Origin of the sequence: Agrobacterium sp. CFBP 3001, from assembly GCF_027871605.1 — a bacterium.
GTDB classification, from domain to species: domain Bacteria; phylum Pseudomonadota; class Alphaproteobacteria; order Rhizobiales; family Rhizobiaceae; genus Agrobacterium; species Agrobacterium leguminum.
On the sequence record NZ_JAQAHD010000002.1, the window covers coordinates 302,619 to 321,318 of the forward strand.

The following is an 18,700-nucleotide window of genomic DNA, read 5'->3' on the forward strand; positions in this document are numbered from 1 at the left end:
TGCGGAAAGGGTCCGCAGGCCCTTGATCAGCGGCGGTTGCGCAACTGGTCGATCCAGACGGTGACCAGAATGACGAGGCCGATGATGATCTGTTGTGTGAAGGCGGAGACGCCATTCATGTTGAGACCGTTGCGCAGGATGCCGATGACGAAAGCGCCGATGGCCGTACCGGAAATCGTTCCCACGCCGCCGATCAGCGATGTGCCGCCGATAACGGCGCTGGCAATGGCGTCCAGCTCATACATAACACCCTCGTTCGGCTGGGCGGTGACGAGGCGAGACATCAGCACGCAGCCCGTCAGCCCGGCGAGCGTGCCGGACAGGATGTAGGTGAAATTTGTGACGCGGGCGACATTGACGCCGGAAAGACGCGCGGCTTCGGCGTTGGAACCGACAGCGTAAATGTGACGGCCGAGGATCGAGCGGTTGAGCATGAAGGAAACGGCAAGCGCAATCACCACCATCAGGATGACGGGGTAGGGGATGCCGGGAAACACCACATTCGGAAAGCCGTCGTCACCGATAGTGACGATGCGGAAGAGGGCGCCATTGCCGAGTTCGCCGAAAGATTCGCCGAGGCCGGAGACGGCGCGCGCACCGGTGATCTGCAGCGCTACGCCACGAGCGATCAACATCATGCCGAGGGTGGCGATGAAGGGCGGCAGCTTGAAACGGGTGACCAGAAGACCGTTGATGAGACCGCAGAGTGACCCCGTCAGAATGCCGAGCAACATGCCGACCGGCACCGGCATGCCGAGTTCCTTCACCGCAAGGGCGGCGACGACACCGGCAAGCGCAAGCACCGAACCGACGGAAAGATCGATGCCGCCGGTGATGATGACACAGGTAGCCCCGATGCCGAGCAACGCGATGGACGTGACCTGCAACGCAATCGTCATGCCGTTATTGACGGTGAAGAAGGCGCTGCTGGTGGCGGAAAAGACCGCGACAAGCGCAAAGAGGCTGCCAAGTGCGGCAAACTTCTGGATAATATCCTTCTGGCGGTCGCTGACTGCGAAGCTCTTCTTGGGTTCTGCAATATTGGCCATGTCGTTCCTCACTGCGCGGTCCGGCCGTAACCGGACGCATACCGCATGATTTCTTCCTGATTGGTCTTGGCGGTTTCGAGCACGCCCGTAATCCGGCCCTGGTGGAAAACGGCGATACGATCCGTCAGCCCAAGAATTTCCGGCAGTTCCGAACTGATGAGAATGACGCCGATGCCCTGCGCGGCGAGCTCGTCCATGATCTTGTAGATCGCGAATTTCGCGCCGACATCGATGCCGCGTGTCGGCTCGTCGAAAAACAGCACGCGAGATTGCCGGAACAACCATTTGCCGATGATGATTTTCTGCTGATTGCCGCCGGAAAGCAGCCGCACCGTCTGCCCGATCGAGGGAGTACGGATATTCAGGAGATCGACGTAGCGCTTTGCCACATCGTCATGTTTCTTGAAATCGATCAGCCCGAAACGGTTGGAAACCTCGCCGAGATTGGCAAGCGTCGTATTGGCCGCCACCGACATCTTGATGGCGAGGCCATCGCTTTTGCGGTCTTCCGAGAGATAGGCGATGCCCTCCTCGATGGCGTCCTGCGGCGAGCTGATCGAAAGCTCCCGCCCGTTGAAAACGATCCTGCCAGCATCAAGCGGATCTGCGCCGAAGATGGCCCGGGCGACTTCGGTGCGGCCAGCACCCATCAGCCCGGCAAAGCCAAGGATTTCGCCACGTCGCAGCGAAAAACCGACGTCGTGGAACACGCCGCTGCGTGTTAGGCCCTCGACGGAAAAAATAACATCTTCCGTGGGGCGCGATGTACGCTCGGGGAATTTGTCTTCCAGCGAACGCCCGACCATGCGCGTGACGATGTCGTCAACGGTGATCGAAGCGAAATCGTCGGTCGAAATATAACGTCCATCGCGCAGAACCGTCACACGGTCGACGATTTCTGCCATTTCATCGAGACGGTGGGAAATATAAACGATTCCGACACCGGATGCCTTGAGATCGCGAATGACCTTGAACAGGAGCCGGGTTTCCTGCTCGGTCAGCGAAGACGTCGGCTCATCCATGATGAGCACTTCAGCGTCAAGAGAAAGCGCCTTGGCGATTTCCACCATCTGACATTGGGCAACTGAAAGACCGCGGACGATCTGGTCGGGGTCGATGTCGACACCCAACCGGTCGAGACAGCGCTTGGCATCGAGGCGCAGCTTCTTGCGGTCGACGAGGAAACCGCGACGCGGTTCGCGCGCAAGATAGATGTTTTCGGCGACGGAAAGATGCGGAACGAGGTTGAGTTCCTGATGAATGATGGCGATGCCGGCAGCTTCGGACTCCAGCGGCGATGCATATTGCACCTTCACGCCTTTATGAAGGATGGTGCCGTCGCTCGGCTGATAGACGCCGCTGACGATCTTCATCAGAGTCGATTTTCCCGCACCATTCTCACCGCAGACGGCATGCACCTCGCCGGCGCGCAGATCGAAATGCACGTTCGACAGTGCTTTGACGCCGGGAAATTCCTTGCTGATATTATCCAGGCGCAGAAGCACCGCGCGCTGTCCATGCGCCATCTGTTCAGGCGAAAAATCGCCCCGAATTGTCGATGCGCCCTGCGACATCTGGAAACCTCCCACCCGTATCCCCGCTCCACCGGGGCCATGAACAGGCCAAATGGTTAGGCCGGTTTTTCAGAATGGTCAAGCCAATTAGGCCAAAATTTGCGAAGCCATATCCAAAGCGGAAGCGACACATGAAACAATAACCAATAATAAATGAGTTATTTCATATGCTTAAGTAATTCCTTGCGTATTGAGACGCTTGGCGTTACGGTAAGGCCAAATACGGATTGCAGACAGGACTCGTCGAAAAACACATGAGTGGTCAGGCCAAAATAGCGGAACCGCGCAGGCTTTATCAGCAGATTGCGGACCAGATACGCGAACTCATCGATATGGGTGAATTCCTGCCCGGCACGCGGCTTCCCGCCGAACGCGAACTTGCACAGAAGCTCGGCGTATCGAGGCCTTCCTTGCGCGAGGCGCTGATTGCGCTTGAAATCGACAACACCGTCGAAATTCGCATGGGTTCCGGCGTTTATGTGTCGGCGGAAGCGTTGCAGACGACCCACCATACCAAATCGCTCGGTGACAGCCCCTCCGAACTGATGCAGGCGCGCGCCGCGCTGGAGGGTGCCACCATCGTGCTGGCGACAAGCCGGATGACCGATGAGACAATCGCGGCCCTCCGCCAGATACTCATTACCATGCAGCGGGAAATCGAGGCCGGCCGCAAGCCTCTGGATCAGGATCGGCTGTTTCACGTCACCATCGCGGAGCAATCCGGTAACAGCGTTTTGGCCCGAATGGTGGCCAACCTCTTCGATGAGCGCCACAGCCCCATTTCGGCCCAGCTTCGCGTGAAATTCGAAGACCGCGATACCTGGACCCATGCGCTTCAGGAACACGAGGCCATTCTGGCGGCGCTTGAACTGAAAGATCCGCTGCTGGCGCAGGCCGCCATGCATACCCATCTGGAAGGTTCGAAGAGACGCTGGGTCGAAAACTGATCTGGAAACATAGCAGCCAATATACCGGGAGGAGGAAAACCCGTGAGTGAGAATTCCGAGGCAACCATTTTGCTGAACGCCAACGACAATGTTGCGGTGGCACGTCGGTCCATTCCGGCCGGCGGCGCGACGGGCAGGGGCGATCTGGCGGCGCTCGAGCTGATCGGGCGCGGGCACAAGGTGGCCCTCAAATTCATCAAATCGGGCGATGAGGTGCTGAAATACGGACAGGTCATCGGTATCGCAACCCAGGATATCGAGCCCGGCCGCCACGTGCACCTGCACAATCTCGCCATGGTGCCTTCCGAACACGCGCATCAGTTCAGCGTTGATATCGAAGAAAAGGGCATGGTCCCGGAAGCCGAATGCCGGACGTTCAAGGGTTATGACCGTGGCCTCGGTGGCGTCGGAACACGAAACTATATCGGCGTCATCGCTTCGGTGAACTGTTCCGCCACGGTCTCGCGTTACATCGCGGATTATTTCAACAAGCAGGGCGGCCTTGATGGTTTCGACAATGTCGATGGCGTCGTGGCGCTGACCCATGGCGGCGGCTGTGCGCTGAATACGAAATCGGAAGGTTACCGCCTGCTGATCCGCACTATTCAGGGCTATGCCCGCCACCCGAATTTCGGCGGCATTCTGCTGATCGGCCTCGGTTGTGAAACCAACCAGATCGCGCCCATTCTCGAACATTACAAGATGGAAGAGGGTGAGCGGCTGCGCACCATGACGATCCAGCAGCATGGCGGCACCCGCAAGACGATCGATGCGGCGATTGCCGAGATCAAGGCCATGCTACCGATGGTCAATGCCGCCCGCCGAACGGAGCAACCGCTTTCCAAGCTGAAGGTGGCACTGGAATGCGGCGGCTCGGATGGTTATTCCGGCATTTCCGCCAACCCGGCTCTGGGTTATGCCTCCGACCTCATCGTCCGCAACGGTGGAACCACGGTCCTCTCCGAGACGCCGGAGATTTACGGCGCTGAACACCTCCTGACGAAGCGCGCCGTCACACCTGCCGTCGCCGAAAAGCTGCTACAGCGTATCGACTGGTGGCGTGATTATACCGCCCGCAATGGCGACGAACTGAATAACAACCCCTCCCACGGCAATAAGCTTGGCGGCCTCACCACCATTCTGGAAAAATCGCTGGGCGCGGTCGCCAAGGGCGGCTCCATGCCGCTGAAGGCGGTTTATGAATTCGCCGAAACCGTAACGGAGCAGGGTTTCGTCTTCATGGATACGCCCGGCTATGACCCCGTTGCGGTCACCGGCCAGGTCGCCGGCGGCTGCAACGTCATCTGTTTCACCACCGGCCGCGGCTCGGTTTCGGGCTTCAAGCCGTCACCCTGCATTAAGATCGCCACCAATTCCGAAATGTATGAACACATGAAGGAAGACATGGATATCAATTGCGGTGAGATCGTCACCGGCGCTGAAACCATCGAAGAATCCGGCAAACGAATTTTCGAGCATATTCTGGCGGTGGCCTCCGGCGAAAAGACCGTCAGCGAGATCTACGACTACGGCGACAATGAATTTGTACCGTGGCAGGTCGGCGCAGTGACCTGAACCCGTCGCACCAAGACTGTCCCACGTGAAACAAAAGGCCCGGAAAGTGATTTCCGGGCCTTCGTTATTCCTGGTTGTTTCCGCGTTTAGTGGCGGAAGTGGCGCATGCCGGTAAAAACCATCGCCACATTGTGCTCATTCGCGGCGTCAATCACTTCCTGATCGCGCATGGAGCCGCCCGGCTGGATGACGGCGGTGGCACCCGCGGCAATCGCGGCGAGCAAACCGTCGGCAAAGGGATAAAATGCTTCCGAAGCGACGGCGGAGCCGCGCGTCAACGGTTCGGCAAGGCCAAGAGCCTTGGCGGCATCTTCCGCCTTCTGGGCAGCGATACGGGCCGAATCCACACGGCTCATCTGGCCCGCGCCGATGCCAGCCGTCTGCCCGTCCTTGGCGTAAATGACGGCATTGGACTTCACATGCTTGGCGATCTTGAAAGCAAACTTCATGTCTTCAAGTTCCTGCGGCGTCGGCGCACGCTTGGTGACGACCTTGAGGTCGAGATCCTCGACCATGCCATTGTCGCGGCTCTGCACCAACAGGCCGCCCGAGACGGTCTTCGCGGTAATACCCGCCGCGCGGGGATCAGGCAGGCCACCAGCGGCCAGAAGGCGCAGGTTCGGCTTGCGGGCAATGATGGACTTGGCTTCTTCGGTAACATCAGGCGCGATGATGACTTCAGTGAAGAGCTTGACGATTTCTTCCGCCGTTTCCGCATCGAGCGTGCGGTTCAGGGCGATGACGCCGCCAAAGGCCGACACGGAATCGCATGCCAGCGCCCGCCGGTAGGCTTCGGCAAGTGTCGGACCCGTCGCCACACCGCAGGGATTGGCGTGCTTTATGATGGCGACTGCCGGCGCATTTTCCGGCAGGAATTCCGCCACGAGCTCGTAAGCTGCATCGGTGTCATTGATGTTGTTATAGGAAAGCTGCTTGCCCTGAAGCAGCGTCGCGGTTGCGACGCCCGGACGCTTTTCGCCGGTGAGGTAAAAACCAGCGCTCTGATGCGGGTTTTCGCCATACCGCATCTTTTCCTTCAGCGCGCCGCCGATGGCGCGGTAATCCGGCGTTTCGATCACAAGCGCCTCGGCAAACCAGTTGGAAATCACCGCATCATAGGCGGCGGTGCGGGCATAGGCCTTGGCGGCAAAACGCTGGCGCAGCGCATAGGATGTCTGGCCGTCATCGGCCTGCAGGGCTTCAACCAGATCGGGATAGTCAGACGGATCGGTAACCACCGTGACATAGGCATGGTTCTTGGCGGAAGCGCGGATCATCGCCGGGCCGCCAATATCGATGTTCTCCACCGTCGTCGGATAATCGCCGCCCTTGGCGCGAACTTCCTCGAAGGGATAGAGATTGATGACCGAGAGATCGATTGCCTCGATGCCGTGCGCCTTCATCGCCTCGACATGTTCCGCATCGTCCCGGATCGCCAGAAGCCCGCCATGGACATTGGGATGCAGCGTCTTGACGCGGCCGTCCATTATCTCGGGAAAATTCGTTACGTCGGAGACATCCGTCACCGGCAAGCCTGCTTCGGCAATGGCCTTCGCCGTTCCACCGGTCGACAGAAGCTTGACGCCAAGCTTCGACAGAACCGTCGCCAGCTCGATAATGTCAGTCTTGTCGGACACGGAAAGAAGCGCCGTGCGGATTTTGACCTTATCGGGGGCGGGGATTTTCTTGGACACGACGGCCATCAGGCATACTCCGTTTAACGGGGAGGACAGGCTGGAATGGGATTGATCCAGCAATTGCCGCCGCGTTAACACAGCTTACCGGATTAATAAACAGCGGGGATGCCGAACGGTGAAAACTATGGTGGTTTTTGACCGGCACCGCCGGAAATTGTCTAGGCCTGGCGTTCGATGAGCCAGCGGATTTCTCGCGTATTTGCGAGATTGAAGGGGAGTTCGATCTGCTGCGACGGGCGCATACCGGATGCATCGGCCATGAAGACATCCTCGGTGACGAAAAGCTCCAGCCCCGGTGCGGAAAACAGCCAGACGGTTCCATCCGCTGCCTCCAGATAGGCGGACTCCTCATCCCGCTGGTGTATCTGAATGTGGGGATGAATATGGAAACGTGAAACCGCCGTGACCGACTGCAATGGCGTTTTTACCGCACTCGCATCGGCCCGAAGCAGATCGCGACCCTTTATCTTGGTGCCGGCCGCATTCAATTCTATTTCCCGCTCATGGTGGCAGCCGAAATTCTGCAAATAGCCGTCATGAGACGCCCACAGGATGTCATTGCCGTTCGCATCCGTTCCACGCCGGCTGTCGACGTGGCTGACGCCTGATACCATGATCGGACCAAGCAGCCGCGAGCGCGACAGTCTGCACGATGATGTATCCGCAAGCGTGACGGTGGAATGCGCCGCCGTGGAGCGGCTGGCCCGCTGATATTCCGGCGCGGCGTTTCGTGGAAAGCCGGAATTGACGATGAAGCGGTTCTTGCCACAGGACATTTCGAAAGACAGGCAACCCGAATGGGCATTGCGTGAAAGCTCCGCCGAGCCGGGATAGCCCGTATCCACGATGATGACCGTATCGTCCGTCGCAAGCCGGTGGTAATTCACGTCCGGCAGGACCTTGGAGGGCCGGCCGGCCGTTTCATCATAGCGCAGCACCGAAACAAGCTCATTGGCGAGCGTCGCCGTAGCGCCGTTGAACAGCGCGAGATCGCCGCCCTGATGCCGGAAGAACCGGATCGCCGGGAACATGCGGTCTATCGCCGGCACCAGGCCGGAGGGCAGATCGTGGCCGAGATTGATATAACTTTGCCGAAGCGGCAGGAGATCGAGCAGCAGGTCCAGCATGACGCGTGGATTGCGGGAAACATGCCCGCCATCGGGCTGAATCTGGCGTTCCATTTCCTGAGCCAGCTTCATTCCATTCCGCGTGATCCGCGAAAGGCGCGTTGGCATGGCGATGGAAGCCATGGCCAAGGCAATCCTGATCCTCAGCCGCGCTTCGCCATCCGGCGCATGTCGGACGATTCTTTCGAGATAACGCACATGAAAGGCGAGGCTTTTCAGGAACCGGCGATAAAAGCCGGCATCGGCCTCGTATAAAACCACGGGAGAGTGCGAAAGCCAGGCAATCAGCCTTTGTGCGGCGATTTCCGGCGACCAGGCAGTGCCTGCAAGCCGTTTGCCATGAAGCACCATCCATTCCGCAACGATGCGGCGCGCCCGTTTGCAGGCCTCGCTCGATTTATCGGAGCGAATATGCCGTAGCCAACTGAATGCATGCAGCCGTTCTTCAAAGACCGCCGAGGGATATTCCACCTGAAATGGCGAAGCTCCGCCGGTTTCGACAACACGCCCGGCCAGCGCGATGCGGCCCCGCAACAGTTCCTCGGCGAAATAGGGATCGATGGCTCTGAGATCGGTCGGCGCCGCCACCAGACCGTCTGGCGCACGGGTGGCAAATCGCGACACATGCAGGCGCAAAGGGGTGAGGCCGACACACAGATGACGATACGCCATCCGCGACAGAAGACCGGCGGCATTCATGCTGCCTGCAAAGGACCCTAACAAGCTGTGTTTCCCGTTTCACATGTTTTGTTTTTATCAGTGAACCGCGACGACCGGAACGTTTTCGATAAATATCTAATGATTCGCGAAAGCTTGGCTTTTTTCTACTTCTTACGCAAGACACTGCTAAAAAACCCATCGACACCGCCGAACATGTCCGGTGTCGTGCGAAGATCGCCATTGGGACTGATGGCCGCTTCCATTCCAGGCCAATCCTCGCGGCGGACGGCAACACGCTCCACACCCGGATTTTCCGCCAGAACCTCGGCAATCATCGCTTCTCCTTCGGAAGGATCGAGCGAGCAATTGGAGAAGACCACGAGGCCGCCGGGGCCAACAAGGGTCAGCGCATGCCGCAGCATCTGGCCCTGAAGGGCAGCGAGTTTGGCAATGTCGTTCTCATCCTTGGTCCAGCAGACATCGGGATGTTTGCGAAGTGTCCCGGTGGAAGAACAGGGCGCATCGAGGAGGACTGCGTCAAAAAGCTGTTCCGGCTGGTACTTCAGCATATTGGCTTCCACCGTTTCGGCGCGGAGGCCAAGCCGGTCGAGATTTTCCCTAAGGCGACGAAGACGGTTACCGGACTGATCCAGCGCCGTTACATTGGCGCCCGCCAGTGCAAGCTGCGCGGTCTTGCCACCCGGAGCAGCACAGAGATCTGCGACACGTTTGCCCGCTATGTCGCCCATAAGCCGAACCGGCATGCTGGCGGCGAGATCCTGCACCCACCACGCACCTTCAGCGAAGCCTTCAAGCGACGGGATCTGCCCCTCGAATTCACCCAGGCGCACGCTGCCATTCGGCATGAGCGTACCGCCCAGTTTTTCCGCCCAGAGAGCAGGATCAGCCTTGATCGTCAGATCAATTGAGGAGGGTGTCAGCTGCGCCTCCGAAATCCTTTGCGCAACCTCATTGCCGTAAGCGGAAACAAGCCGCGCATGGAACCAGTCCGGCAGTACCGGAACGCCGGCGACAGCCTTCTCGATATCCGCTTTTTCACGACCGAGCCGTCGAAGAACGGCGTTCACCAGTTTGACGAAACGCCGGTTGCGCGGATCGCGGTGAGCTTGCTCCACGGCGAGATCGACAGCGGAATGATCCGGCACATCGAGGTAAAGCATCTGCGCCGCACCGACGACGAGAACGTGATGCAGCGAACGCGCGCCCTGCGGCAGCGGCCCATCCAGCAGCATCGACAATGCCGTTTCAATCCGCGGGAGGTGGCGAAGCGCGCTGTTGACGATGGCTCTCACCAGCGCCCGGTCCGCAAGCGACAGGGCTCGATAGACGGGATTGCCGTTTTCGCTATCGAGCATCCCATCCAGCGAGGTCTTCTTTTCCAGAACGGCCGCCAGAATGCGGGTCGCGGCGATGCGCGCGGCGAGACCCGGCTTGTCCTGGAAAGACGAAGGGCCGTCTTCACGGCCCCTCCCATTTGCCGGTCTCGGTTTTCTGGACCGCGCCGGCTTATTCTGAATATCGGATGTCAAGACCACGGCCCCTTGCGCTCGTTTTCATTGCCGCGTCCCCAGCCTGTTTTGGGAACGGAGCCTGATTTGCGCAGAGGTCTATCACCCGATGGCGGCGGCGTCGATCCTCGCGGGGAAAACTCCTGTGCCATGGCATGCAGCGCGGCCACGCGGTTTTCCGTATTCGGATGCGTGGAGAAGAGATTGTCCATGCGCTCGCCGGAAAGCGGATTGATGATGAACATATGCGCCGTTGCCGGGTTACGCTCGGCATCGTCATTGTGGATCCGCTGCGCCATGCCCGAAATCTTCTGCAAGGCGGAAGCAAGCCAGAGCGGATTGCCGCAGATTTCCGCGCCGCGCCGGTCGGCGGAATATTCCCGCGTGCGGCTGATCGCCATCTGCACCAGCATCGCTGCCAGCGGCGCCACGATCATCGCGACCAGCACGCCGATAAATCCGAGCGGGTTATTGTTGTTCTCCCGGTTGCCGCCGAAGAAGAAGGCAAAATTGCCGAGCATGGAGATGGCGCCCGCCAGCGTGGCAGTGATCGTCATGGTCAGCGTATCCCGGTTCTGCACATGCGCAAGCTCATGCGCCATGACACCGGCCACTTCCTCGGGCGTGAGACGCTCCAGCAGTCCTGTCGAAGCGGCAACAGCGGCATTCTGCGGATTCCGCCCGGTCGCGAAGGCATTGGGTTGCGGGCTATCGTAAATATACACCTTCGGCATCGGCAGACCGGCATTCTGCGACAGGTCGCGGATCATGTGAAAAAATTCGGGCGCATTCGCCTCGTCGATCTCCCGCGCATGATAGGCGGAGAGAACCATCTTGTCAGAGTTCCAGTAGGAAAAAATATTCATACCGGCTGCGATGACCAGGGCAATCATCATACCGCCCTTGCCGCCAATCAGAAAACCGACACCCATGAACAATGCGGTCATGAAGGCCAGAAGCATTGCCGTGCGCATCATGTTCATCCGTTAAACTCTCCTCGTCACTCACCGGGAATATTCCGGGGTTTATAAAGCCCCTCGGACTATATAATCTGGTAAGCGGCAAACGTATTTCAATATCCCGTCATAGGGAGGATTTCATGCAGAATGCGGATAATGACAACGCCACAGACAGTGGCACGGAAAGTGTGAAGCGACTTTCACCGGCGGCGCAAAGAGCGTTGAAAGAAGCGGAAGAACGGCGCAGGCAACAGGCCGATCTCCAGTTGCCGCCGGAAACCGGCGGCCGCGGCGGCGCGGAACCCGTGCGTTTCGGCGATTACGAAATAAAAGGCCGGGCCATCGATTTTTGAGCGCCACAAATAAAAATACCCGCCAAAGGCGGGTATTTTATATTTTAAAACAAATAGTTACTTATTTTTGCTCCAGAAGCCGGCATACCGCTTCAAGCTGTTCCAATGTGCGGTAACCGATACGGATTTGCCCCGATCCGCCCTTGTGGCTGATCTTCACATCCAGCCCGAGAGCGTCGGACAGGCTGCGTTCGAGCGCGATCGTATCGGAATCCTTTTCCGCCGCAGTTCGCTTGTCCGCAACATCGCCCTGCGATTTGATATCGTTCTGCGCCAGGCGCTCGGCGTCACGCACCGAAAGTCCCTTGGATACGATTGTTTTCGCGAGCGTCGCCGGATCGGAGGTGGAAACAAGCGCGCGGGCATGACCTGCGGAAAGCGAACCATCCGCCAGCATATCCCGTACCGGATCGGGAAGCTTCAAAAGCCGCAGGCTGTTGGCAACGTGGCTTCGGCTCTTGCCGATGATTTCGCCGAGATCATTCTGCGTATAGCCATGTTCGGCGATCAGCTGCTCATACCCCATCGCTTCTTCGAGCGGATTGAGGTCGGAACGCTGTACGTTTTCGACAATCGCCAGTTCCAGCGCCGTACGATCATCCACATCGCGAACGATGACGGGAACATCGGTAAAGCCCGCCAGCTGCGCCGCACGCCAGCGCCTCTCGCCAGCAATAATCTCGTATCGGTTGACTTCAACCGTTCTTACGACCACAGGCTGAACAATTCCATGCTGTCGAATGGAGGCAGCAAGATCCTGCAGCTCGTTCTCATCGAAATGACGCCGCGGGTTCCTCTGGCTGCGAGCGATGAATTCGATGGGAATGGTACGATCGGCGTTAACAGCGCGCTGAGGCTCACCCACAGGCACAGGCTGGTCCATTTCTCCGATCAATGCGGCAAGACCGCGCCCCAGCCGACGCTTGGAAAGATCATCACTCATAAGATATTACTCCATACATTCCGGCAAACGTCAGGCGGCTTTACGCAGACGCTCTCTCTGAATCACTTCGGACGCCAGTTGCAGATAGGCCTGGCTGCCGGCACATTTCAGATCATAGAGAATTGCCGGTTTACCATAGGACGGCGCTTCGGAAACACGCACATTGCGTGGAATGAGGGTGTGGTAAACCTTTTCGCCCAGATGCGTGCGCACATCCGAAACCACCTGCTGTGCAAGATTATTGCGCGCATCGAACATCGTAAGAACAATGCCCTGTATGTCGAGTTGCGGGTTCACCGATCCACGAATCTGACTGACCGTATCCAGCAACTGGCTTAGGCCCTCCAGTGCAAAGAACTCACATTGCAACGGCACGAGCACGGAATGTGCGGCCGTCATGGCATTCATCGTCAAAAGATTGAAAGAAGGGGGGCAGTCGACGAGAATATAGGAATAGCCTCTGGCTTCCTGCGTCTCCATGGCCGCACGCAGCAAGAAAACGCGGTTGGAAACATTCGCAACCTGCATCTCGAAACCGAGCAAATCCATTGTGGAGGGTACGATGTCGAGATTGGGAACGGCGGTAGGAACAGCAACTTCCGCTACCCCATGATCTCCAACCAGAAGATCGTAGGACGAAAGCTTGCGCTCCTTGCGGTCGATTCCAAGCCCGGTACTCGCATTACCCTGCGGGTCCAGATCCACGATCAGCACGCGCTCGCCAATAGCCGCCAGCGCGGTAGCCAGATTAATGGCGGTTGTTGTTTTACCCACGCCGCCTTTCTGGTTTGCAACTGCGATAATTCGGTTTTTTTCCAAAGTCATGCCGCACCTGGCCAGCTTATCAGCGCCTCAAAGCGAGGTTGCTGATTTCAAGAACAACAGAATCTGCCTCAATGGCACTCTGATGTTTTACCAGATCAAACTCCCAGCGACCATGTGCTTTCTGCACTTCAGAATCATAATCCCGGCCTTTATTAAAATAGGCCTTTAGATTTGGATTATTCTGCGCCCAGGGATGGATATAATCGAAAAGCAGATCCAGTTCGGCGAGCGCGCGCGCTGAAACGGCCTCGCAATTTTTGATGATTTCCGGTGCTTTCTCAATCCTGACGGGGTGGACTGCACCTCTTGCACCGGTTTCCTTCAGTGCAATTCGCAAGAATGCCGCCTTTTTATTGTTGCTTTCGACCAGATCAACCCAACCGTCGCCAAGCTCCGCCAGAAAAATCGCGGTGACGACACCTGGAAATCCGCCGCCGCTTCCAAGATCAATCCACTTTTTTGGCTGAGGAGAGAGCTGGAATATCTGCGCGCTGTCGGCCACATGGCGGTTCCAAAGCTCGGCAAGAGTGGAAGGCGCTACCAGATTTGTGGTTCTGTTCCACTTCTTAAAAAGCTCGACAAAATGTTCGAGCCTTGCCTGTGTTTCACGTGAAACACTCTGGCCGTTTATCTTCATAATCCGACTCGCTATTGGTGCATGCGTAATTTTTCACTTCGCGTTGCGGAATCCTTCCGCAGAAGTGCGAGCAGCAGCGATATCGCAGCCGGCGTCATGCCGTCAACACGAGCGGCCTGGGCAATATTCTCAGGACGGGCTTTTTCCAACTTTTGTTTAAGCTCATTGGAAAGGCCGGACAGACTCTTAAAATCAAAATCATCCGGGATTTTTCTGTCTTCGTCCCGCTTGATATCGATGATATCGGCGCTCTGTCTCTGCATATAGACCGCGTAACTCGCCTCGATCTGCAAGACCTCGGCAACTTTTCCGTCAATAGCACCCAATTCCGGCCAATGTCCGGTAAGGACTTCGAGAGTCATATCCGGATAGGCCAGCAATTCATAAACGGACCGGCGTTGGCCGTCCTGATTAAGTTTCAACCCCTGCTTCGCCGCCTGGGATGGGCTGATGGAAATCGCCTTCATCAGCTCTCGACCGCTATCCAGATCAGAAATGAAATTGGCGAAGCGTTCCTGCCGTTCACGGCCGACAATGCCAGCCATCTGACCAACTGGTGTAAGCCGCAGATCCGCATTGTCTACGCGCAGCGAAAGACGATACTCCGCTCTGGACGTAAACATGCGATAGGGTTCGCTGACACCTTTCGACGTCAGGTCATCAATCATGACGCCGATATAAGACTCGGTTCGGCTAAAATAGATAGGATCGGCATTGCCCGCATAAAGCGATGCATTCAAGCCGGCGACGAGACCCTGAGCGCCCGCCTCTTCATAACCCGTCGTACCATTAATCTGACCGGCCAGAAACAATCCGGGAATCTTGCGGCATTCCAGCGACGGCTTCAGCTCTCGCGGATCGACATAATCATATTCGATCGCATAACCCGGCTGCAGAATCGTCACCTGTTCAAGGCCCGGTATCGTTCGGATAAATTGTTCCTGAACAGAAGCGGGAAGCGACGTCGATATGCCGTTTGGATAAATGGTGTGATCGTCCAGACCTTCCGGCTCGAGGAATATCTGGTGACCGTCCCGTTCACCGAACCGGGTGATCTTATCCTCAATCGACGGGCAATAACGCGGACCGACCCCTTCGATCTGTCCAGAATACATCGCCGACAGATGAATGTTGTCCTGAATGATCTCGTGGCTAGCCGGGGTGGTGCGAGTTACACCACATTCTATTTGCGGATTGAGAATACGATCCGTCATAAAGGAAAATGGGACAGGATCCTCATCGGCGGCCTGCCGATCCACCGCATTCCAGTCAATCGTCCGTCCGTCCAGTCGGGCAGGGGTGCCGGTTTTCAGGCGACCCATAACGAGGCCCAGCCGCGAGAGCGTGTCCGAGAGGCCGACAGACGGCATTTCTCCCACACGTCCCGCCGGAATCTTTTCGGAACCGATATGAATGAGACCACGCAGGAAGGTTCCGCTCGTCAGCACAACCGCGCCACAAGGAATCCGGCTACCGTTCTTCATGATAACGGCTGCGACGCGATCATCGGCCATCTCAATATCGAAAGCATCGCCTTCAATAATGGTGAGGTTTTCAATCGCATCGATCTCGCGTTGCATGGCTTCGCGGTAAAGCCGCCGGTCGGCTTGCGTGCGCGGACCACGGACGGCCGGTCCCTTTTTGCGATTGAGCATGCGGAATTGTATGCCCGCTGCATCGGCAACCCGACCCATTAATCCGTCCAGCGCATCGATCTCACGAACGAGGTGTCCCTTTCCCAGACCGCCAATGGCGGGGTTGCAGGACATGACGCCGACCGTCTCACGCCTGTGGGTAACAAGGGCGGTTTTTGCACCATGCCTCGCAGCAGCGGCCGCGGCTTCGCTGCCCGCGTGGCCACCGCCAATAACAACGACATCGAATGACTGGTGCATATCCCTGCGCCCTGTTCTTTCAGCATCGACATCGCCGCCTTGGCCGCCGATGTTTCACGTGAATCATTTTCCTATGCAGAATTCCGAGAAGATCACGCCGAGCAAATCTTCCACATCAACGCGGCCGGTGATCCGTCCGAGCGATGTCGCCGCGAGTCTTAAATATTCCGACCTTATCGCAAGGTCCAGGGTCTCGGAATCGAGCGCATCACTAACATAGTTCAGCGTCTCTTCAAGTCGTTTTTTATGTCTCGCGCGCGCCGGAACCAAAGTCTGGCCGGCACCGACGCGTTTTTCTATCTCCTGCCTCAGCATCGAACGCAGTTCATTCAAGCCTATTCCTTCCTTTGCTGAGATAGACAAATCAAATCCATCATCCAAGACAGGGGAATGAAGCGCTGTTTTCGTTCTAACTCGCAAGTAACTCTGGTTCTTGAATGATTCGAAATTTTGTTTCGGAAACGAATCCTTATCCTGCAGCAGCAGAATGAGGTCTGCTGTTTCCGCTGTCAGAACCGCGCGCCGGACACCTTCGAGCTCCACGACATCCTGTGTTTCCCGTATCCCTGCCGTATCGAATATCCGGACGAGATATCCTTCTAGATTGATGTCAACGCTCAAGACATCTCTCGTCGTGCCGGCAATATCGGTAACGATCGCAACATCGCGGCCGCTAAGAGCGTTCAAAAGAGTGGATTTGCCCGCATTCGGTTCACCGACGAGCGCGACCTTGAACCCGTCGCGAATGATTTCTCCGCTTTCGCCACCCTGGAGATGATCACGGATTTCCTTTTGGAGAAGCGCCATGGCTTCCCAAACCTGAGCCGCCACGGAATCCGGAACATCCTCCTCGTCGGCAAAATCCAGTTCCGCTTCGATGAGCGCGCGAGCGCGCGTCAGGCGGCTGGCCCAGCCATCATAGAGCGCCGACAATTTGCCACTGCTCTGTTCCACCGCCAACCGCCGCTGCATTTCCGTTTCAGCCTGCAACAGATCGGCGAGGCCTTCGACCTCGAGGAGATCCATCTTCCCATTCTCGAAGGCTCTACGGGAGAACTCACCGGCATCGGCAGGCCGAAGTCCTTCGAGATTTTCAAGCTCGGCAAAAATCGAAGCCATGACCGCGCGACTGCCATGGCTATGAATTTCAACACAATGCTCACCCGTGAAGGAATTTGGAGCTGGAAAAACGATTACCAGCGCCTGGTCGATGATCTCATCGTTTCGATTCCGAATCGAGCAGAGCGTCGCCTTTCGTGGTAAAGGAAGTTCCCGGCCCGTCAACATCTCAAGGGCATCGAAAGCCTGGGAGCCGCTGATCCTGATAACAGCCACACCGGCTGGCAGAGCACCGCTGGAAAGCGCATAGATCGTATCGGCGGAAGCTGGCATCATTCACCTCGGTCTAAAACAGTCAAGCCGCATCCGAATAAACGGATACGGCTTTAAAGCTCTTACGATGAATCCGGCTAAAGTTCGGATCAGGTATTCATCGATTCGAAGAAATCCGAATTGTTCTTGGTCTGCTTTAGCTTGTCGATCAGGAATTCGATGGCGTCCATCGTACCCATCGGCGCGAGAATACGGCGAAGAACGAAAATCTTCTGCAGATCCTGACGCGGCACCAGCAGGTCTTCCTTACGCGTACCGGATTTCAGAATATCAAGTGCCGGGAAGATGCGCTTATCGGCAACCTTGCGGTCGAGCACGATTTCCGAGTTACCGGTACCCTTGAATTCTTCGAAGATGACTTCATCCATACGGCTGCCGGTATCGATCAGCGCAGTCGCTATAATGGTCAGCGAACCGCCTTCTTCGATGTTGCGAGCGGCGCCGAAGAAACGCTTCGGGCGCTGCAGCGCGTTGGCATCCACACCACCCGTCAGAACCTTACCGGAGGAGGGAACAACCGTGTTATAGGCACGGCCGAGGCGCGTAATGGAATCGAGCAGGATGACGACGTCACGACCATGCTCGACCAGGCGCTTCGCCTTTTCGATGACCATCTCGGCGACCTGCACGTGACGAACGGCCGGTTCGTCGAAGGTGGAGGACACAACCTCACCCTTCACCGAACGCTGCATGTCGGTCACTTCTTCCGGACGCTCATCGATCAGGAGAACGATCAGGTAGCATTCCGGATGGTTTGCCGTGATGGAATGGGCGATGTTTTGAAGCAGAACGGTCTTACCGGTGCGTGGCGGCGCGACGATCAATCCGCGCTGACCCTTGCCGAGTGGTGCGACGAGATCGATCACACGCGACGACAGGTCCTTCGAGGTCGGAACATCCAGTTCCATCTTGAAGCGCTCATTCGGATAAAGCGGCGTCAGATTGTCGAAGTGAACCTTGTGGCGGATCTTTTCCGGATCGTCGAAATTGATCGTATTGACCTTGAGGAGCGCGAAATAACGTTCGCCTTCCTTGGGGCCGCGGATCGGGCCTTCGACTGTATCGCCGGTCTTCAGCGAGAAGCGGCGGATCTGCGACGGCGAGATATAGATATCGTCCGGACCGGGCAGATAGTTTGCATTTGCGGATCGCAGGAACCCGAAACCGTCCTGCAGGACTTCAACGACGCCCTCGCCGATGATTTCGATGTCCTGGCTCGCGAGAACCTTAAGGATTGCGAACATGAGCTCCTGCTTGCGCATGGTGCTCGCATTTTCAACTTCCAGGGATTCGGCAAAAGTCAGCAAGTCGGTAGGCGATTTGCTCTTAAGTTCCTGAAGCTTCATTTCAGCCATGAAGAGAAGACCGTTTGATAATGTAATGTCGGGGGAGGGCGTGTTCGCGAATCAGATGCTGTGGGAGATACCGCAGATGACTGAATAATTCACATGCCACGAAGATGAGTGGCCCGAAAATAGCGATTGAACACGGTCGCTGCAAGAGGAAAGCACGAATTCCGCGAAATTTATCGTCGCACC

Annotated in this window: 15 protein-coding genes; 3 read left to right on the plus strand and 12 right to left on the minus strand. The window is 57.2% G+C overall.

Annotation, left to right across the window (positions count from 1 at the left end; translation table 11 throughout):
- Positions 1-26: 26 nt before the first annotated feature.
- Together PH605_RS05050 and PH605_RS05055 are read right to left on the minus strand one after the other, a co-directional pair.
- Entirely contained in the window at positions 27-1,049 is a 1,023-nt protein-coding gene (locus tag PH605_RS05050) for an ABC transporter permease (protein ID WP_065656837.1), read from the minus strand.
- An 8-nt stretch (positions 1,050-1,057) separates the two neighbouring features.
- Positions 1,058-2,623: a sugar ABC transporter ATP-binding protein gene (locus PH605_RS05055; protein WP_161987780.1), complete on the minus strand. Its 1,566-nt coding sequence runs from the start codon at positions 2,621-2,623 to the stop codon at positions 1,058-1,060.
- Positions 2,624-2,877: 254 nt separating this feature from the next.
- Here PH605_RS05055 and PH605_RS05060 point away from each other — a divergent pair, with 254 nt between their 5' ends.
- The gene (locus PH605_RS05060) at positions 2,878-3,570 is read left to right on the plus strand and encodes a FadR/GntR family transcriptional regulator (protein ID WP_142844452.1); all 693 of its coding nucleotides are present in this window, start codon (positions 2,878-2,880) and stop codon (positions 3,568-3,570) included.
- A 42-nt stretch (positions 3,571-3,612) separates the two neighbouring features.
- Positions 3,613-5,145 (plus strand): UxaA family hydrolase, encoded by a 1,533-nt coding sequence (locus PH605_RS05065; RefSeq protein ID WP_142844453.1) that lies wholly within the window; start codon positions 3,613-3,615, stop codon positions 5,143-5,145.
- Between the two features lie 86 nt (positions 5,146-5,231).
- Here PH605_RS05065 and purH read toward each other — a convergent pair whose 3' ends face one another.
- From purH to htpX, 4 genes are all read right to left on the minus strand, one after another.
- Positions 5,232-6,848 carry a bifunctional phosphoribosylaminoimidazolecarboxamide formyltransferase/IMP cyclohydrolase gene (gene purH / locus PH605_RS05070; protein ID WP_125146791.1) on the minus strand — a complete coding sequence of 539 codons (1,617 nt, stop codon included), beginning with the start codon at positions 6,846-6,848 and terminating at the stop codon, positions 5,232-5,234.
- 152 nt (positions 6,849-7,000) lie between these two features.
- The gene (locus PH605_RS05075; RefSeq protein WP_161987796.1) at positions 7,001-8,668 is read right to left on the minus strand and encodes a heparinase II/III family protein; all 1,668 of its coding nucleotides are present in this window, start codon (positions 8,666-8,668) and stop codon (positions 7,001-7,003) included.
- A 125-nt stretch (positions 8,669-8,793) separates the two neighbouring features.
- Positions 8,794-10,179, minus strand: a complete 1,386-nt coding sequence (locus tag PH605_RS05080) for an RsmB/NOP family class I SAM-dependent RNA methyltransferase (RefSeq protein WP_142844454.1) — start codon at positions 10,177-10,179, stop codon at positions 8,794-8,796.
- The gene (htpX, locus tag PH605_RS05085) at positions 10,176-11,141 is read right to left on the minus strand and encodes a zinc metalloprotease HtpX (RefSeq protein ID WP_003520211.1); all 966 of its coding nucleotides are present in this window, start codon (positions 11,139-11,141) and stop codon (positions 10,176-10,178) included. The genes PH605_RS05080 and htpX overlap by 4 nt, the downstream gene beginning before the upstream one ends.
- Before the next feature lie 116 nt (positions 11,142-11,257).
- Here htpX and PH605_RS05090 point away from each other — a divergent pair, with 116 nt between their 5' ends.
- On the plus strand, positions 11,258-11,470 hold the full coding sequence (locus tag PH605_RS05090; RefSeq protein ID WP_142844455.1) for a DUF1674 domain-containing protein: 213 nt from the start codon (positions 11,258-11,260) through the stop codon (positions 11,468-11,470).
- Between the two features lie 61 nt (positions 11,471-11,531).
- Here the strand turns inward: PH605_RS05090 and PH605_RS05095 are convergent, their stop codons facing one another.
- The 6 genes from PH605_RS05095 to rho form a co-directional block, all read right to left on the minus strand.
- On the minus strand, positions 11,532-12,413 hold the full coding sequence (locus PH605_RS05095; protein WP_142844456.1) for a ParB/RepB/Spo0J family partition protein: 882 nt from the start codon (positions 12,411-12,413) through the stop codon (positions 11,532-11,534).
- Positions 12,414-12,443: 30 nt separating this feature from the next.
- Entirely contained in the window at positions 12,444-13,238 is a 795-nt protein-coding gene (locus tag PH605_RS05100) for a ParA family protein (RefSeq protein WP_003521142.1), read from the minus strand.
- Positions 13,239-13,257: 19 nt separating this feature from the next.
- On the minus strand, positions 13,258-13,875 hold the full coding sequence (gene rsmG, locus PH605_RS05105) for a 16S rRNA (guanine(527)-N(7))-methyltransferase RsmG (protein WP_142844457.1): 618 nt from the start codon (positions 13,873-13,875) through the stop codon (positions 13,258-13,260).
- 11 nt (positions 13,876-13,886) lie between these two features.
- Complete coding sequence (mnmG, locus tag PH605_RS05110; protein WP_142844458.1) at positions 13,887-15,770, minus strand: tRNA uridine-5-carboxymethylaminomethyl(34) synthesis enzyme MnmG; 1,884 nt, start codon at positions 15,768-15,770, stop codon at positions 13,887-13,889.
- Positions 15,771-15,833: 63 nt separating this feature from the next.
- Positions 15,834-17,165, minus strand: a complete 1,332-nt coding sequence (mnmE, locus tag PH605_RS05115; RefSeq protein ID WP_161987782.1) for a tRNA uridine-5-carboxymethylaminomethyl(34) synthesis GTPase MnmE — start codon at positions 17,163-17,165, stop codon at positions 15,834-15,836.
- A gap of 86 nt (positions 17,166-17,251) precedes the next feature.
- Positions 17,252-18,517 (minus strand): transcription termination factor Rho, encoded by a 1,266-nt coding sequence (rho, locus tag PH605_RS05120; RefSeq protein ID WP_004444236.1) that lies wholly within the window; start codon positions 18,515-18,517, stop codon positions 17,252-17,254.
- Positions 18,518-18,700 lie beyond the last annotated feature (183 nt).

Bases quoted from the DNA above. Each gene is read 5' to 3' on its own strand.
- PH605_RS05050 (WP_065656837.1), bottom strand. From the start codon at position 1,049: ATGGCCAATATTGCAGAACCCAAGAAGAGCTTCGCAGTCAGCGACCGC.
- PH605_RS05055 (WP_161987780.1), bottom strand. From the start codon at position 2,623: ATGTCGCAGGGCGCATCGACAATTCGGGGCGATTTTTCGCCTGAACAG.
- PH605_RS05060 (WP_142844452.1), top strand. From the start codon at position 2,878: ATGAGTGGTCAGGCCAAAATAGCGGAACCGCGCAGGCTTTATCAGCAG.
- purH (WP_125146791.1), bottom strand. From the start codon at position 6,848: ATGGCCGTCGTGTCCAAGAAAATCCCCGCCCCCGATAAGGTCAAAATC.
- PH605_RS05075 (WP_161987796.1), bottom strand. From the start codon at position 8,668: ATGAATGCCGCCGGTCTTCTGTCGCGGATGGCGTATCGTCATCTGTGT.
- htpX (WP_003520211.1), bottom strand. From the start codon at position 11,141: ATGAACATGATGCGCACGGCAATGCTTCTGGCCTTCATGACCGCATTG.
- PH605_RS05090 (WP_142844455.1), top strand. From the start codon at position 11,258: ATGCAGAATGCGGATAATGACAACGCCACAGACAGTGGCACGGAAAGT.
- PH605_RS05095 (WP_142844456.1), bottom strand. From the start codon at position 12,413: ATGAGTGATGATCTTTCCAAGCGTCGGCTGGGGCGCGGTCTTGCCGCA.
- PH605_RS05100 (WP_003521142.1), bottom strand. From the start codon at position 13,238: ATGACTTTGGAAAAAAACCGAATTATCGCAGTTGCAAACCAGAAAGGC.
- rsmG (WP_142844457.1), bottom strand. From the start codon at position 13,875: ATGAAGATAAACGGCCAGAGTGTTTCACGTGAAACACAGGCAAGGCTC.
- mnmG (WP_142844458.1), bottom strand. From the start codon at position 15,770: ATGCACCAGTCATTCGATGTCGTTGTTATTGGCGGTGGCCACGCGGGC.
- mnmE (WP_161987782.1), bottom strand. From the start codon at position 17,165: ATGATGCCAGCTTCCGCCGATACGATCTATGCGCTTTCCAGCGGTGCT.
- rho (WP_004444236.1), bottom strand. From the start codon at position 18,517: ATGGCTGAAATGAAGCTTCAGGAACTTAAGAGCAAATCGCCTACCGAC.